The following is a 14294-nucleotide window of genomic DNA, read 5'->3' on the forward strand; positions in this document are numbered from 1 at the left end:
GCCATACAGCCGTGCGCTGCCACATCCATGGCGCGCATCGGCATCACTTAGATGCGACTAACAACGCTGCTGCGCAGCCGCCAGGCGGGCGCGGCCGGTGCTCGGAATCGGCACGTACCACGCGTACACCTCTGTTCTGAACGCGCCGTCCGCACCCACCCGACGACTGCTCGCTACGTTTGTTAGCCGCTCTTGATCGGAAGCGAGTCGTCCGCAGTGCCCGGCAGTGACGCCGAAACCCTGGCGCGCACCAAATACACCTGCATGGACGCCCGCACAGGGGCAACCCTTATGCGTGCCGCGGCGGCCCGCGTGCACCGAGCGCAGACCACCGCAGGGACGAGCCTGCACCGGCCTGCATGTGCGCCGGAGCAGGCGTTGCCCGCAGCTGCAGCAGGCACAGCAACGCCACGACCAGCAATGGCAGCAAACGCGCGGCCAGTACGCAGTAGTCGCAGGCCTCACCATGCGTCGCCGCGTCGTGGGTGCCGGCCTGCTGAGACGCTAACGGGTCGCCATGGTGTCGATGCGCCGCCGCGCCTGGCGGCTGGAGTTGATGACCGGCCTGCAGCGAGCTATCCGCAGACAGTGCCGGGACGCTCGTGCACATCGGCTCGGTCGAGTGCGTCTGGCTCCAGCGGCTGATCAGCGGAGCCACCAACATCAGCACCACCGCAAGACAGGCAAGCAGGGGCAAAAATGGATAGTGGCGGAACGAGCGTAGCATGCCGTGAAGTGTAAGCCGCCACGTGACCGGGAGCGATGCCCCCGCCCCGGCGCGCGACCAGATGTCGCACCTGGTTGACCGTGCGGCAGCCGTCACTACTTGTCTGGACACGTACCAGACCCCGACGGCAGCAGTGCCGCGCGATTCGACTCCGCGCTGCCATGCCCACCGCCATCACACCAGCATCACCTGCAAGCCTTCGTCCAGGTCGGCAATCACACTTTCGCCGCGCGTCCGTGACAGCAGACACGTGTCGGGCTCTGGCATGCCCTATGCTTGCTGCTTACCACTCTTTCCCCTGCGCGCATGAGCACCGTCCTGTCCGATCCAGCGGCCGAACCACTTCCCTGCGCACCCAAGCCGTCCAGCGAAGGGCTGCGTCTTCAGGCGCTACGCAGCTACGGCGTGCTCGACACGCCGCGTGAAGCTGCGTTCGAAGACATCACCCGGCTCGCTTCGATCATCTGCCAGACCCCGATCGCGCTGATCAGCCTGGTCGATGCCGACCGCCAGTGGTTCAAGAGCGAGCTTGGGATGGGCGAGCGCGAAACCCCGCTGTTCAAGTCGATGTGCGCGCATGCGCTGCTGGACAACGACGTGCTGGTGGTGCCAGACACGCGCGAAGATATCCGCTTTGCACGCAACCCGCTGGTCACCGGCGAAGCGCCGCTGTACTTCTACGCGGGCGCCTTGTTGAAGACGCCCGATGGGCTGCCGCTGGGCACGGTCTGCGTCCTCGACCGGCAACCGCGTCAGCTGACCGACGAGCAGGTCGAAGCATTGCGTGCGCTGGCACGCCAGACCATGGCGCAGCTGGAACTGCGCCGCGCGCTGTTGCTCGCCGAAGAGTCCGACCGTTATCGCAGCCGCCTGATGGCCATCGCCGGGCACGATCTCAAGACCCCACTGCGCACCGCCGCCTACGCTATCGACAAGATGCGCCGGCACGCCAATGTCGATTCCATCCCGACCCTGGTGACTGCGCGCGATGCGATCAGCCTGGTCGGTCGCAGCCTGGATGAGCTGGCCACGCTGGCGGCCGCGAGCAAGGCTGCCATGCCGGACCTGCAGCCGCTGCAGCTGGAAGACGTGCTGCACTCGGTGCTCGGCGTGTGGCGGCAGCAGGCCATCGACAAGTGCCTGGCGTTGCGCCATGTGCCTACCTCGCTGCGTGTGCGCAGCCACCCCACCTTGCTGACGACCTTGATCGGCAACCTGGTCGGCAATGCCATCAAGTACACCGAACGCGGCCGCGTGCTGGTCGGCGTCCGCCGTCGCCCCGGTTTTGCGGTGGTGGAAATCATCGACAGCGGCATCGGCCTGAATCTGGAACAACCCGAGCAGGTGTTTCAGGCATTCCGTCAGGCCGACCCGCGCAGCGACGGTCTGGGCATCGGGTTGTGGATCGTGCACCGCACGGCCGAGACATTGGGATGCGAAGTGGACGTGCGCCCACGCCCGGAAGGCGGCACCTGTTTCTCGGTGCGGATTCCGTTGGCCTGACGGTCTGTAGTGCGCACGGTGTTCCGGCAATCTGCGGCTGCAGGCCAGGGGCTGGCTTTCAAAAGATGCGTCGCCGCGCAGAGCACAACCCAAAAAAAAGCGGACCCGGGCTCCCGACCCGGATCCGCCGCCAAACACGCCAGGCCTCTCCCCAGGGACCCGGGTGCGCCAGCCGCTCTGTGCGCAGCCTCGCGCAACAGTGATGCGACAGCGCTAGCAACCCTTCGACGACACCGCGAAACACACCGGCGATGCGATCACCTGCATCGCCGGCTCTGCGCCGTCCACCCCTAGACGTCCGAGAGTGTCGCTTCATGATTGCTATAGGGGTTTTCGACAACGCAGCGCGCAACTTGATGCGCCGTGCCGACGCCAACTGCGCGTCCCTGACAGGGGTAGGGAAAATCACCGACACCACGCACTGCGGCACAGCCAAGCGCGAGCGCATCGCATTGATCCTGTTGGGATTTTCTCGGGATCGCTGCGCTGCAGTGCAGCACATGCGTCACAGCGAACACGACCGGAAAAGTTTTAAAGCAGCTGACAAGACGTATCTAGCGCTCGCTTGAAAAGTGAGCGCGTGGTTTTGTCGGTCGCGCCTGGTGGATACAGTCAGAACACGCTGAGTTGGTCGAGGGCGCGGTGCCCTCACCGCTCGCGGGACACGCCGTTAACCCATCCATGGGGGCTCGATGGCGGCATCCATGCCGCCAACGGTCCCGCAATCGGTAAGGACACCGCGCTAGACAGTTGGTTGGTGACTTCGTTGAAGAACGAAATCATCGCGTCAGAGTGTTTGCCCGCTTTTTATTGGAAGCCGTGCGCACCGACCATCGCGACTGGTCATTGCACGCTCACCGTCGCGGGACGTTGAGCGGCATGGATGCCGCGCCAGCGCCTCCAGGGACGGATTCACGGCGTGTCCTGCGATGGTGGGCTGGCAAGGGCCCTGCAGCAAACGCGAAGAACTCGAGTGCGCGGTGCCCTCACCGCTCGCGGGACACGCCGTTAACCCGTCCATGGGGGCTCGTTGGCGGCATCCATGCCGCCAACGGTCCCGCTATCGGTGAGGACACCGCACCAGATAGTTGACTGGTGGCTTCATTGAAGAACGAATCAGCGCAGCAGACAGTTGGATAGCCAGCTACCGACTGCCCGCTACGGTTGTCAGCAAATTTAAAGTGCGCGCTCACAACTCGGACGCATCTGCATCCTGGCGTGCGAACCACTGTGCCGAATGCACATCCTCGGCGGCAACGTCCAGCGCCTTGCGCAGGATCTCCAGCGGAATCTGCACATGCGTGTCGCCTACCTGCAACGCCACCCATAACGCCTCGTCATGCGGGTCGGCCAACACGGTCAGCAGCGCGTGCTCGTGTCCCTCGATGCTGGCAGACAGTTGCAGCGACATGCCGCCGTCCGGCTCGGACGACCACAGTCTGCTCAATGCGGGACGCAGTGGCTCGGTCATCGCACGCCGCTCAACTCGTGATCGTCTGGGTCAGCGATTCCCAGGTCGGCGGCAGCGGCCAGTTGGGCGCCTGATTGCCGTCCAGCACGCGGCGCAGATCGCGCTTGTCGATCTGCGGCGCCAGCACGTGCACCAGGTCCAGTGCGTAGTCGCGCAGCACGCGGTCGCGCGGCAGCACCGCCCAGGCGATGCACTCGGCAATTGGCGCAGGCGCCGGCCAGGCGCGCAGATCTTCATCGAAGGCGTTGACTGCCATTTCCGCCACCAGGCCCACACCCAGCCCGGCGCGCACATAGGTCTTGATCAGGTCGGCATCCAACGCAGTCAACGCGATGCTCGGCTCCAGCCCCACCTGCGCAAACGCCCGCTGCAGCGACGAGCCCGGCCGCGTGGACGACTCGTAACTGATCAGCGGATGCTCGGACAACGCCTGCATGTCCGGCGCCGTGCGCGGGTTGTCCAGCGCATGCCCGCGCGGCACCACCACCAGCCGCCGCCAGCGGTACAGCGGCACCGCAATGCCGGCACTCGGCTCGCCACCGGCGGTACTGACCACCGCAATATCCGCATCGCCCTGGCTGAGCAGATCCAGCGCCGCGCTTTCGGCCGCCTGCTGCAGATGCACGCTCACCTGCGGGTAGGCGTGCTTGATCTGCGCTACCGCTGGCGGCAACACGAAGCGCGCCTGGGTGTGGGTGGTGGTCAGGGTCAGCTGGCCCTGGCTTTCGCGGCGCTGGTTGGCCGCATACGTACGGATGTTGTTGGCCTCCGACAGCACCGCGCGCGCGCGCTCGATCACCTCCACCCCGGCCGGCGTCACCGCATCCAGGCTGCGCCCCTTGCGCACGAACAACAGAAAGCCCAGTTCGTCCTCCAGCTGCTTGAGCTGCTTGGACAGACCGGGCTGGGTTGCGTGCACGCGCGCCGCCGCCAGCGTGATGTTCAGCTCGGCATCGGCGATCGCCACCAGATAGCGAAGTTGGGTCAGCGTCATGGGCTTATATCCAAAAAAGCGCGAGGCGCTACAAGGGCTTCGACTGTAGATGAGTTCTGTAGGCCAGCTTATAACCGAACGCTATTTTTAGGGTGTATGAAGTCATTTCCGACGGCTATAAGCCGGCGTTACGGTCTGGCCCTGCCCCCTGATGCTCCCCGATCCGTGACCTCTGCGTTCCCGCTCCTTGCCGACCTGCATGGCCGTGCCGTCCTGGTGGTCGGCGGCGGTGCCGATGCCGAACGCGCCACCGCCCAGCTGCTGCAGGCCGGCGCACTGCCGCTGATTGGCGCGCCCGAGTTGACTCCGCAGTTGCTGCGCTGGGCGCAGGCCGGGCAACTGCGCTGGTTGACCGGGCGGTTCGACCCGGCATGGCTGGCCTTGCCCGATCAGCCGGTGTGGCTCGCCATCGCCGCCAGCGACTCGGCAACCCTCAACGATGCCTTGCGCCATGCAGCGAGCGCCCACCGGCTGCTCACACATGATGCGGCGCCTGCCGCTTCCACCACGATTCCTGTGCGCTCCACCGCGCCACGCAGCGCAATCGGCGCGCTGGCGCCTGGCAGTGTGAGTCTGGTCGGCGCCGGCCCCGGCGATCCCGGCCTGCTCACCCGGCACGCGCTGCGGGCACTGCGTCAGGCCGAGGTGGTATTGCACGACCGCCTGGTCAGCCCGCAGATCCTGCGCCTGGCGCGGCACGGCGCGCGGTTCATCGAAGTGGGCAAGTCCGCACAAGGCCACAGCACCCGGCAGGAGCAGATTCACGCACTGATGCTCGAACACGCCCGCGCCGGGCGCCGCGTGGTACGGCTGAAGGGCGGCGATTCGTTCGTGTTCGGCCGCGGCGGCGAAGAGCTGGAATTCCTGCGTGCGCACGGCATCGGCTTTCAGGTGATTCCCGGCATCACCGCCGCCATCGCCTGCGCTGCATATGCCGGCATCCCGCTCACCCATCGCGACCACGCGCAATCGCTGCGGCTGATCACCGCGCACTGCAAGGATTCGCTGGACACGCTGGATTGGCACGCGCTCGGCCAGGAACGCCAGACGCTGGCCTTCTATATGGGCGTGGCCGGCCTGGACGCCATCCAGCAGCGGCTGCTGCAGGCCGGGCGCGCAGCGTCCACCCCGTTTGCGCTGGTCGAAAACGGCTCGCGCCCGCAGCAACGCGTGATTACCGGCACGCTCGCCAGCCTGGCCTCCACTGCGCGGCAGCACGCCGTGGCTGCACCGGCGCTGCTGATCCTGGGCGAGGTGGCGTCGCTGGCGCAGACGCTGCACTGGTTCGGCAGCGCGCCCCTCAGCACCGCGACACTGCCGCACTCACCTATCGCAACGCCCGACACGCCCACACTGGCCCACGCAGCCTGATTCCGACGGAGACCCCATGGCCCTGTACGACAACATCCTCGACACCATCGGCCGCACCCCGGTGGTCAAACTCCATCGCCTCGCCCCCAAGCACGTGACCTTGTACGTCAAGGTGGAATCGTTCAATCCAGGCGGCTCGGTCAAGGACCGGCTGGCGCTGGCGATCATCCTGGATGCCGAACAGCGCGGCCTGCTCAAGCCCGGCGACACCATCGTCGAAGCCACCTCCGGCAACACCGGCGTGGCACTGGCCATGGTCGCGGCCGCGCGCGGCTACAAGTTCGTCGCCACCATGGTGGAAACCTTCTCCATCGAACGCCGCAAGCTCATGCGCGCCTATGGCGCCAAGGTCATCCTGACCCCGGCCGCCGAGCGCGGCAGCGGCATGGTGCGCAAGGCCAGGGAGCTGGCCGAACAGCACGGCTGGTTCCTGGCCAGCCAGTTCGCCAATCCGGCCAACCCGGCCTACCACCGCAACACCACCGCCGCGGAAATCCTGCGCGACTTCGCCGGCCACCGGCTCGACCACTTCGTCACCGGTTGGGGCACCGGCGGAACGCTGACCGGCGTGGGCGAAGTCCTGCGCGTGGCGCGCCCGGACGTGCGCATCACCGCAAGCGAACCGGCCGGCGCCGCCTTGCTGCAAGGCCAGGACTGGAAGCCGCACAAGATCCAGGGCTGGACCCCGGACTTCGTGCCCGAGGTACTCAACCGCGATGTCGCCCATGAGGTGCTGAGCGTGGAAGACACCGACGCCATCACCGTGGCGCGCCGCCTGGCCGCCGAAGAAGGCATCTTCACCGGCATCTCCGGCGGCGCCACCGTCGCCACTGCATTGCGCGTGGCGGAGGGTGCTGAGCCCGGCGCGGTAATCCTGGCGATGGTGCCCGACACCGGCGAACGCTACTTCTCTACGCCGCTGTTTGCCGACATCAACGAAGGCTCCGACGACGACTGGCTGGCTGGCCTGCCCTGAGCGGTCACGAGGGGCGACGATGCGGAGGCCGTGCGGATGCGCGGCCTTCTTTTTTCAAGGCGCTGGGAACCGGGAACCGGGGACCGGGGACCGGGGAACCGGAAGAGCAAAGGCCTCGACGCCTACGATCTGGTCGTTGGGTCGATCGCTTGGCTTGCCGATGGAGCGAGGCTGTCGCCTGGATGCGGATGGTCGTATCGATTCGGAACCGCATCCGGAAGAGCGTTGAAGCGCACAGGCTTGGGGTGGACCGAGTGCCTTGTAGCGCTACGCAATTTGCACTTGCACCTGACGGTCAAGGCCGCCACGCATGCTCGCCGGCTGCCTGCTGGCTTCTTGAGTCACAGCTTGGGGCGCCCGCACTCCCGCCCATGTCAAGGAAACGTTAGGATGGCGGCCGTGATGCAGGAGAAAAGCGTGAGCAACCAGCCGTATGGACACAGTGACACCCGCGCCTCGCGGGCGCCATGGCTGGTGAAGATGACCTCGCCGGTGCACTTCGCGCTCGCCCTGGGTCTTGGCGCGTGGCTGCAGGACGCCCTGGAGCTCCCCCTGCCCGCTCCCACGCCGTTGGCATGGATCCAATTGGCTGGCGGCGGCCTCGCCTGTCTTGGCCTGGCGCTGGCGGTGAGCTGCTTCATCCTGTTCGCACGTCGGCGCACCACCATCATGCCAAGCGGCCATCCGTCGCGTCTGGTGCTGGACGGCCCATATCGCTTCACCCGCAACCCGATGTACCTGGCGCTGGTGCTGAGCTACGTCGGCCTGTGCCTGCAGCTTGGGCTGTTGTGGGCAGTCGCGCTGGTTCCGCTGCCGTGGCTGGCCCTGCGGCTGTATGTCATTCCCTTCGAAGAGGCACGCCTGCGCGCAGAATTCGGCCGCCATTACACCGACTACTGCGCGCGTGTCCGCCGCTGGGTGTAACAGCCGACGTGCAGCAGCGTGTCCGGCGATTGATGCAAGCGATCGGCGTCAAGGGTTTCGGACGCCTCGAACGGTATGGAATCGGACCCGCGCCACCGTCGCAGCCGATGAGATGAATGGGCGATAGCGTGCGACTTCCGCAGCGTGCGCCCCATCACACGCTCATCATGCAAATCCCATAATTATCGCGCTATGAGAATCGAAGTCTGGCAAGGCGACATCACCGAACTCGACGTTGACGTCATCGTCAACGCCGCCAACGAATCACTGCTGGGCGGTGGTGGCGTGGATGGCGCCATCCACCGTGCCGCCGGCCCGCGTCTGCTGGAAGCCTGCGAAGCATTACCGCAAGTGCGCCCGGGCGTGCGCTGCCCCACCGGCGAAATCCGCATCACCGACGGGTTCGATCTGAAGGCGCGGCATGTGTTTCATACCGTAGGTCCGGTCTGGCGCGACGGCAAGCACAACGAGCCGGAACAGCTGGCCAACTGCTATTGGCAATCGCTGAAACTGGCCGAACAGATGATGCTGCATTCGATCGCGTTCCCGGCGATCAGCTGCGGCATTTACGGCTACCCGTTGTACCAGGCCGCGCGCATCGCCGTGACCGAAACACGCGATTGGCAGCGCTCGCACAAGGTGCCCAAGCACATCGTGCTGGTGGCCTACAACGAAGCGACCTACAAGGCGTATCAGCAGGCGCTGGCCATGCAGGACTCCGCGGCCGCCTGATCTCGGCGCCATGCACAGATCGCCATCACGAGCGCCGCAAGGCGCTCGTTGCGTTTGGGTCGTCGAAGTTCCGTTGTTGTTTTCGACTCGAACGATCTACGCGTGGTGGTTGTGAGGCTGAGCGCAAACGCGTGTGCTTGTACCAGGAGCAGCGGAGCGAACGCAGCCAACAGTCATCAGGTCTGTCCTGAAGGGCGCTGGACATGCGTAACCTGCCGATTCGGCGCGTCTGCATACCCCGTCTCGGCTATGCAGCAGTTGTGCGAGTTGCTCTGCCTCCATGCTCATCCCGGCTCAGTCAACGCTTGTGGATCCATAAAAAACGCCGGCATCTGCCGGCGTTTTTGGCTTATTGGTGCGACGGCCTTGCGGCCGCCATCAACCGATCAGCCCTTCCACTTCCCCAGCGCGGCCAGGCCGTTTTCCTTGGCGCGCTCGTAGATGACCTGCTGCGCCTTGGCGAAGTTGCCGGTCATGTCCTTGGCCCACAACTTCAGTGCGGCCTGCTGCATGGCGCGGCCGTAGGAGAAGCTCAGCGGCCACGGCAGGTTGCCGAGCTGGTGCATCTCGTTGAGGTGCGCGGTGGACTGCTCGTCGGTCTGGCCGCCGGACAGGAACACGATGCCCGGCAGGATCGCCGGCACGGTCGACTTCAGGCACATCACGGTGGACTCGGCCACTTCTTCGATGCCGGCCTGCTCTTCGCAGCCCTTGCCGGAGATGACCATCGAGGCCTTCAGGATGGTGCCTTCGAGCACGACATTCTGCTCATACAGTGCGCCGAACAGCGAACGCAGCGTGGCTTCGGTGACTTCGTAGCAGGTTTCGATATCGTGGTTGCCGTCCATGATCACTTCCGGCTCGACCATCGGCACCAGGCCCTGTTCCTGACACAGCGCCGCGTAGCGTGCCAGCGCATGCGAGTTGGCCTCGATGCAGGTGCCGGACGGAATGTCTTCGCCGATATTGATGACCGCACGCCACTTGGCGAAGCGCGCGCCCAGGGTGTAGTACTCCTCCAGGCGTGCACGCAGGCCGTCCAGGCCTTCGGTGACCAGCTCGCCCGGCATGCCGGCCAGCGGCTGCGCGCCCTTGTCGACCTTGATGCCCGGGATGATGCCGTGGGCGGTCATGTACTCGGCGAACGGCACGCCATCCTTGGTCTTCTGACGGATGGTCTCGTCGAACAGGATGGCGCCGGAGATGTAGTCGCTCAGCTTGGGCGTGGTCAGCAACAGTTCGCGGTAGGCGCGACGGTTTTCTTCGATGTTCTCGATGCCGACGCTGGCAAAACGCTTGGCGATCGTGCTGGTCGATTCGTCGATGGCGATGATGCCCTTACCCGGGGCGACCATGGCCTGGGCGGTTTCGGCAAGCTGTTCGATGCTCATGTAGTTCCTGTGGCAGCTGCGGGGGAGAACGAAAGTATAGCGACGAAAGTCGCAGACATTCCTTCACGGAATGCCTGCAACCGATTACACCTTGTCCGCGTGACAGGATATGTGGTGCTGCTCGCATCGCATGTGTGGGAATTGGGAATTGGGAATCGGGAATCGGGAATCGGGAATCGGCAGAGCTGAGCATGCGCGCGGAGTGTTGTAGCGATGCTGTGCCGTGTGCCTGCAACGACGTGCGGCGGCGCGGTTGCAGCAAGGGCACGTTTGGTTGGTCGGCGTGTGCGGAGGTGGGTTGCTTGGCCTGTTGCGTGCTGCGTACGCATTGCGCTTGCGGCACGCAATGCGTCGCGAGGGATGTTTCACCGGCACACCGCACGCACCAGCTGCCACACAACACAACGGCGACCCTGGGGTCGCCGTTGCGTGTTACGTCGCTTCCGGCTCAGATCATGCGCCGGATGGCGTCAGCAGGCGTTACAGCTCGCCCAGGCCGGTCGCGCGGCCGTCTTCGCCCACTTCCAGCAGACGCAGCGTGTTGGTGGCGCCGTGCATTTCCATGTGCTCGCCGCTGGTGAACACCACGCGGTCGCCGGGGCCCATGCGCTCGTTTTCCACCAGCAGGCGGATCGCCGCACGCGCGGCTTCGCGCGGGGTCAGGCCGCGGCTGTCGAAGCTGATCGGGAACACGCCGCGCATCATCGCCATCTGGCGACGCGCGCCGTCGTGACGGGTGAAGGCGTAGATCGGCATGTTGGAACGGAAGCGCGACAGGAAGCGCGGGGTGCCGCCGGATTCGGTCAATGCCACCACGCCGCCCAGGCCGATGTGCTCGGACAGGAACATGGTCGCCATGGCGATCGCCTGATCGGCGCGCTGCAGGTTGCGTTGCGCCGCTTCGAAGTCGGTATCGAACTCGAACTGGTGCTCGGCGCCCAGGCAGATGCGCGCCATCGCTTCCACCGCACGCACCGGGTAGGCGCCGGCGGCGGTCTCGGCCGAGAGCATCACCGCGTCGGTGCCGTCGATGACCGCGTTGGCCACGTCCAGCACTTCGGCACGGGTCGGGATCGGGCTTTCGACCATCGACTGCAGCATCTGCGTGGCAGTGATCACCACCTTGTTCTGCGCCAGCGACTCGCGAATGATCTTCTTCTGCAGGCCCGGCAATTCGGCATCGCCGATTTCCACGCCCAGATCGCCACGCGCCACCATCACCACATCGGAGGCTTCGACGATTTCGACCAGGTTTTCGATCGCTTCGGTGCGCTCGATCTTGGACACCAGCTGCGCATCGCAGCCGTGCTGCTGGGCGATCTGCCGCGCGTCGTGCATGTCCTGCGCGTTACGGCAGAACGACACTGCGATAAAGTCCACGCCGATCTTGGCGACGATGCCGATCAGTTCCTTGTCGCGCTCGGTCAACGCGCCCAGCGACAAGCCGCCGCCCTGCTTGTTGAGGCCCTTGCGATCGGACAGCACGCCATCGTTGAGCACGGTGGTGACGATGCGCGCGCCCTGCACGTCGGTGACCTGCAACTGCACCAGGCCATCGTCCAGCAGCAGCACGTCGCCTGCGGTCACGTCCTGCGGCAGGCCCAGGTAGCTGACGCCCACCTGATGCTGATCGCCGGCCGGCGCATTGGCATCGGCCACCAGGTCGAAGCGCTCGCCCATGGTCAGCTTGATCTTGCCTTCGGCGAAACGTTCGATGCGGATCTTCGGGCCCGGCAGGTCGGCCAGGATGCCGACTTCGGCACCGGCACGCGCCGCGGCGGCACGCACTTCGGCAGCACGCTTGGCCTGGCCGGACGGGTCGCCATGGCTGAAGTTGAGACGCACCACGTTGACGCCCGCCTTGAACAAAGCGTCCAGCACACCGGGCGGGTCCGTTGCCGGTCCGAGGGTGGCGAGGATCTTGGTGCGGCGTTGACGTTCTTTCATGATGGCCTCCCTGTAAAAGCCGCGAAACTTAACACACGCGTCACGTCCCAAGGATGGCATTGCGGCATAGCCACCCTCGTATTCCGGCATGTCCTAAAGACAGTGCGGGACAGTACGTACGCTTGCGCATGCGTTACATCTGGCAACGCAATGCGGTCGCCACCCTAACCCGGTGGCAGTGAAGACACATCGGCGCGGTCGCGCTGCGCACTGCAACGGTATCGGCCAAGCGAACGCCACAGCCGACCCCATCACTCATGCATGGATCAACTGCGTCAACTCGGAAGGCGTGCGCGCAATGGCGCCGGCGCCGGCATCGCGCAATTCGGCCTCGTCGCCAAAGCCCCACAACACGCCGACGCTGTGGATGCCGTGGTGATTGGCGCCATCGATATCCATGCGCCGGTCGCCGATCATCACGCAGCCGGTTTTTTCGATCTGCAGGCGGCGCAGCGCTTCGGCGATGAGGTCCGGCTTGAAGCGACGCTCACCGTCTTCGCTGGCACCGATCACCTCTTCGAAGCACGCACCGAACGGCAGATGCTCCACGATGCGTCGCGCGTAGCGTTCGTTCTTGGAGGTCACCACGGCCAGCCGATGACCGGCGCGGTGCAGGCCGGTGACCACCTCGCCGATGGCATCGAACACGCTGAGTTCGGTCCAGCCCACCGCGTCGTAGCGTGCGCGATAGAGCCCGAGCGCACGCTGCACCAGCTCGGGATCATCCGGAAAACATTCGGTGAAACTGTCGCGCAGCGGCGGGCCGATCCAGGCACGCAAGGTCTGCGCCGATGGACGCGGCTGCCCGATCTCGTCGAAGGCATGCACGATGCTGGCGACGATGCCCGGCTCCGAATCGACCAGGGTGCCGTCCAGATCGAAGAACAGCGTGGCTGCACTCACTTGCCACGTGCCTCGAGCGCGGCCACCGCCGGCAGGGTCTTGCCTTCCAGGAATTCAAGGAACGCACCGCCGCCGGTGGAAATGTAGGTCACGTCACTGGCGATGTCGTACTTGTCCACGGCCGCCAGGGTGTCGCCACCGCCGGCGATCGAAAACGCCTTGGAGCTGGCGATCGCACGTGCCAGCGTTTCGGTGCCGTGGCTGAAGGGCTCGAATTCGAACACGCCGACCGGCCCGTTCCACACCACCGTGCCGGCATTGGCGATCAGCTCGGCGTAGCGCTTGGCGGTCTGCGGGCCGATATCCAGAATCAGATCGTCCGCATCCACCGCATCGAGCGACTTCACGGTGGCCTGCGCATCGGGCAGGAACTGCTTGGCGACCACCACGTCGGTGGGCAGCGGAATCTCTGCACCACGCGTCTTGGCATCGGCCACGATCTGGTTGGCGGTGGGAATCAGATCCGGCTCGTTCAACGACTTACCCACGTCATGCCCGGCCGCGGCGATGAAGGTGTTGGCGATGCCGCCGCCGACGATCAACTGGTCGACCTTGTTGACCAGGTTGGACAACAACTCCAGCTTGGTGGAGACCTTGCTGCCGGCCACGATCGCCAGCAGCGGCTTGGCCGGGTTGTCCAGCGCCTTGGCCAGCGCGTCCAGTTCGGCCATCAGCAGCGGGCCACCGGCGGCAACCGGCGCGAAGCGGATCACGCCATGGGTGGAGGCCTGCGCGCGATGCGCGGTGCCGAAGGCATCCATCACGAATACATCGCACAGCGCGGCGTACTTGCGCGCCAGGGTCTCGTCGTCCTTGCCCTCGCCCACATTCATGCGGCAGTTTTCCAGCAGCACCACCTGGCCCGGCGCCACCTCCACCCCGTCGACCCAGTCGCGCACCAGCGGCACGTCCACGCCGAGCAGCGCGGTCAGGCGCGCGGCCACCGGCGCCAGCGAATCTTCTTCGCTCCAGCTGCCTTCCTTGGGCCGGCCCAGGTGCGAAGTCACCATCACTGCAGCGCCTTTTTCCAGCGCCAGCTTGATGGTGGGCACCGAAGCGGTGATGCGCTGTTCGGAGGTGATCTGGCCGTTGTCGATCGGCACGTTGAGATCCTGGCGGATCAGCACGCGCTTGCCGGAGAGATCGAGGTCGGTCATGCGGACAATGGACATGGGCTCAGCTCGCTAAGTCTGGGGGAATGGGGAATGGGGAATCGGGAATGGGGAATCGAAGCAGCAACCGGTGCGCGAACTGCCACGCTCCGAGCGCTAGACGGGCAGATGCTTTGAGGCAGACGTCTCACGCGGTTGTTGCAACCGCATGCAGATCGCGGGGATCGCACCTTGCCTGTCACC

13 protein-coding genes and 1 other RNA gene are annotated in these 14294 nt (G+C 65.5%); 7 read left to right on the top strand and 7 right to left on the bottom strand.

Annotation, left to right across the window (positions count from 1 at the left end):
• Positions 1–112: 112 nt before the first annotated feature.
• Positions 113–188, top strand: a non-coding RNA gene (locus A7D16_RS02060) — sX9 sRNA.
• Positions 189–289: 101 nt separating this feature from the next.
• Here the strand turns inward: A7D16_RS02060 and A7D16_RS02065 are convergent.
• Positions 290–727: a DUF2946 family protein gene (locus tag A7D16_RS02065; RefSeq protein ID WP_064629369.1), complete on the bottom strand. Its 438-nt coding sequence runs from the start codon at positions 725–727 to the stop codon at positions 290–292.
• Positions 728–1033: 306 nt separating this feature from the next.
• On the opposite strand from A7D16_RS02065, the gene A7D16_RS02070 reads away from it, so the two are divergent.
• The gene (locus tag A7D16_RS02070; RefSeq protein WP_064629370.1) at positions 1034–2230 is read left to right on the top strand and encodes a sensor histidine kinase; all 1197 of its coding nucleotides are present in this window, start codon (positions 1034–1036) and stop codon (positions 2228–2230) included.
• 314 nt (positions 2231–2544) lie between these two features.
• Complete coding sequence (locus A7D16_RS23590; RefSeq protein WP_064629372.1) at positions 2545–2799, top strand: hypothetical protein; 255 nt, start codon at positions 2545–2547, stop codon at positions 2797–2799.
• A 620-nt stretch (positions 2800–3419) separates the two neighbouring features.
• Here the strand turns inward: A7D16_RS23590 and A7D16_RS02080 are convergent.
• The gene (locus tag A7D16_RS02080; RefSeq protein ID WP_064629374.1) at positions 3420–3701 is read right to left on the bottom strand and encodes a hypothetical protein; all 282 of its coding nucleotides are present in this window, start codon (positions 3699–3701) and stop codon (positions 3420–3422) included.
• Positions 3702–3711: 10 nt separating this feature from the next.
• Positions 3712–4695 (bottom strand): LysR family transcriptional regulator, encoded by a 984-nt coding sequence (locus A7D16_RS02085; protein ID WP_047693097.1) that lies wholly within the window; start codon positions 4693–4695, stop codon positions 3712–3714.
• Between the two features lie 165 nt (positions 4696–4860).
• Between A7D16_RS02085 and cobA the strand changes: the two genes are divergently transcribed.
• From cobA to A7D16_RS02105, 4 genes are all read left to right on the top strand, one after another.
• Positions 4861–6066 (top strand): uroporphyrinogen-III C-methyltransferase, encoded by a 1206-nt coding sequence (cobA, locus tag A7D16_RS02090; protein ID WP_082925693.1) that lies wholly within the window; start codon positions 4861–4863, stop codon positions 6064–6066.
• A 16-nt stretch (positions 6067–6082) separates the two neighbouring features.
• Positions 6083–7042: a cysteine synthase A gene (cysK, locus tag A7D16_RS02095; protein WP_064629376.1), complete on the top strand. Its 960-nt coding sequence runs from the start codon at positions 6083–6085 to the stop codon at positions 7040–7042.
• Positions 7043–7459: 417 nt separating this feature from the next.
• Positions 7460–7966: a methyltransferase family protein gene (locus A7D16_RS02100; protein ID WP_064629476.1), complete on the top strand. Its 507-nt coding sequence runs from the start codon at positions 7460–7462 to the stop codon at positions 7964–7966.
• A 192-nt stretch (positions 7967–8158) separates the two neighbouring features.
• On the top strand, positions 8159–8698 hold the full coding sequence (locus A7D16_RS02105) for an O-acetyl-ADP-ribose deacetylase (protein ID WP_064629378.1): 540 nt from the start codon (positions 8159–8161) through the stop codon (positions 8696–8698).
• A 386-nt stretch (positions 8699–9084) separates the two neighbouring features.
• Here A7D16_RS02105 and A7D16_RS02110 read toward each other — a convergent pair whose 3' ends face one another.
• From A7D16_RS02110 to A7D16_RS02125, 4 genes are all read right to left on the bottom strand, one after another.
• Positions 9085–10089 carry a class I fructose-bisphosphate aldolase gene (locus tag A7D16_RS02110; protein WP_064629381.1) on the bottom strand — a complete coding sequence of 335 codons (1005 nt, stop codon included), beginning with the start codon at positions 10087–10089 and terminating at the stop codon, positions 9085–9087.
• A gap of 480 nt (positions 10090–10569) precedes the next feature.
• Positions 10570–12036 (bottom strand): pyruvate kinase, encoded by a 1467-nt coding sequence (gene pyk / locus A7D16_RS02115; protein ID WP_064629383.1) that lies wholly within the window; start codon positions 12034–12036, stop codon positions 10570–10572.
• Between the two features lie 255 nt (positions 12037–12291).
• A complete protein-coding gene (locus tag A7D16_RS02120; RefSeq protein WP_064629385.1) occupies positions 12292–12939 on the bottom strand; it encodes an HAD family hydrolase in 648 nt (215 codons plus the stop codon).
• Positions 12936–14111: a phosphoglycerate kinase gene (locus tag A7D16_RS02125; RefSeq protein ID WP_064629387.1), complete on the bottom strand. Its 1176-nt coding sequence runs from the start codon at positions 14109–14111 to the stop codon at positions 12936–12938. The genes A7D16_RS02120 and A7D16_RS02125 overlap by 4 nt, the downstream gene beginning before the upstream one ends.
• Between the last annotated feature and the right edge of the window lie 183 nt (positions 14112–14294).

Origin of the sequence: Xanthomonas nasturtii (assembly GCF_001660815.1) — a bacterium.
In the GTDB taxonomy this organism is placed as follows: Bacteria; Pseudomonadota; Gammaproteobacteria; order Xanthomonadales; family Xanthomonadaceae; genus Xanthomonas; species Xanthomonas nasturtii.

Bases quoted from the DNA above. Each gene is read 5' to 3' on its own strand.
- A7D16_RS23590 (WP_064629372.1), top strand. From the start codon at position 2,545: ATGATTGCTATAGGGGTTTTCGACAACGCAGCGCGCAACTTGATGCGC.
- pyk (WP_064629383.1), bottom strand. From the start codon at position 12,036: ATGAAAGAACGTCAACGCCGCACCAAGATCCTCGCCACCCTCGGACCG.
- cysK (WP_064629376.1), top strand. From the start codon at position 6,083: ATGGCCCTGTACGACAACATCCTCGACACCATCGGCCGCACCCCGGTG.
- A7D16_RS02085 (WP_047693097.1), bottom strand. From the start codon at position 4,695: ATGACGCTGACCCAACTTCGCTATCTGGTGGCGATCGCCGATGCCGAG.
- A7D16_RS02125 (WP_064629387.1), bottom strand. From the start codon at position 14,111: ATGTCCATTGTCCGCATGACCGACCTCGATCTCTCCGGCAAGCGCGTG.
- A7D16_RS02110 (WP_064629381.1), bottom strand. From the start codon at position 10,089: ATGAGCATCGAACAGCTTGCCGAAACCGCCCAGGCCATGGTCGCCCCG.
- A7D16_RS02080 (WP_064629374.1), bottom strand. From the start codon at position 3,701: ATGACCGAGCCACTGCGTCCCGCATTGAGCAGACTGTGGTCGTCCGAG.
- A7D16_RS02065 (WP_064629369.1), bottom strand. From the start codon at position 727: ATGCTACGCTCGTTCCGCCACTATCCATTTTTGCCCCTGCTTGCCTGT.
- A7D16_RS02070 (WP_064629370.1), top strand. From the start codon at position 1,034: ATGAGCACCGTCCTGTCCGATCCAGCGGCCGAACCACTTCCCTGCGCA.
- A7D16_RS02105 (WP_064629378.1), top strand. From the start codon at position 8,159: ATGAGAATCGAAGTCTGGCAAGGCGACATCACCGAACTCGACGTTGAC.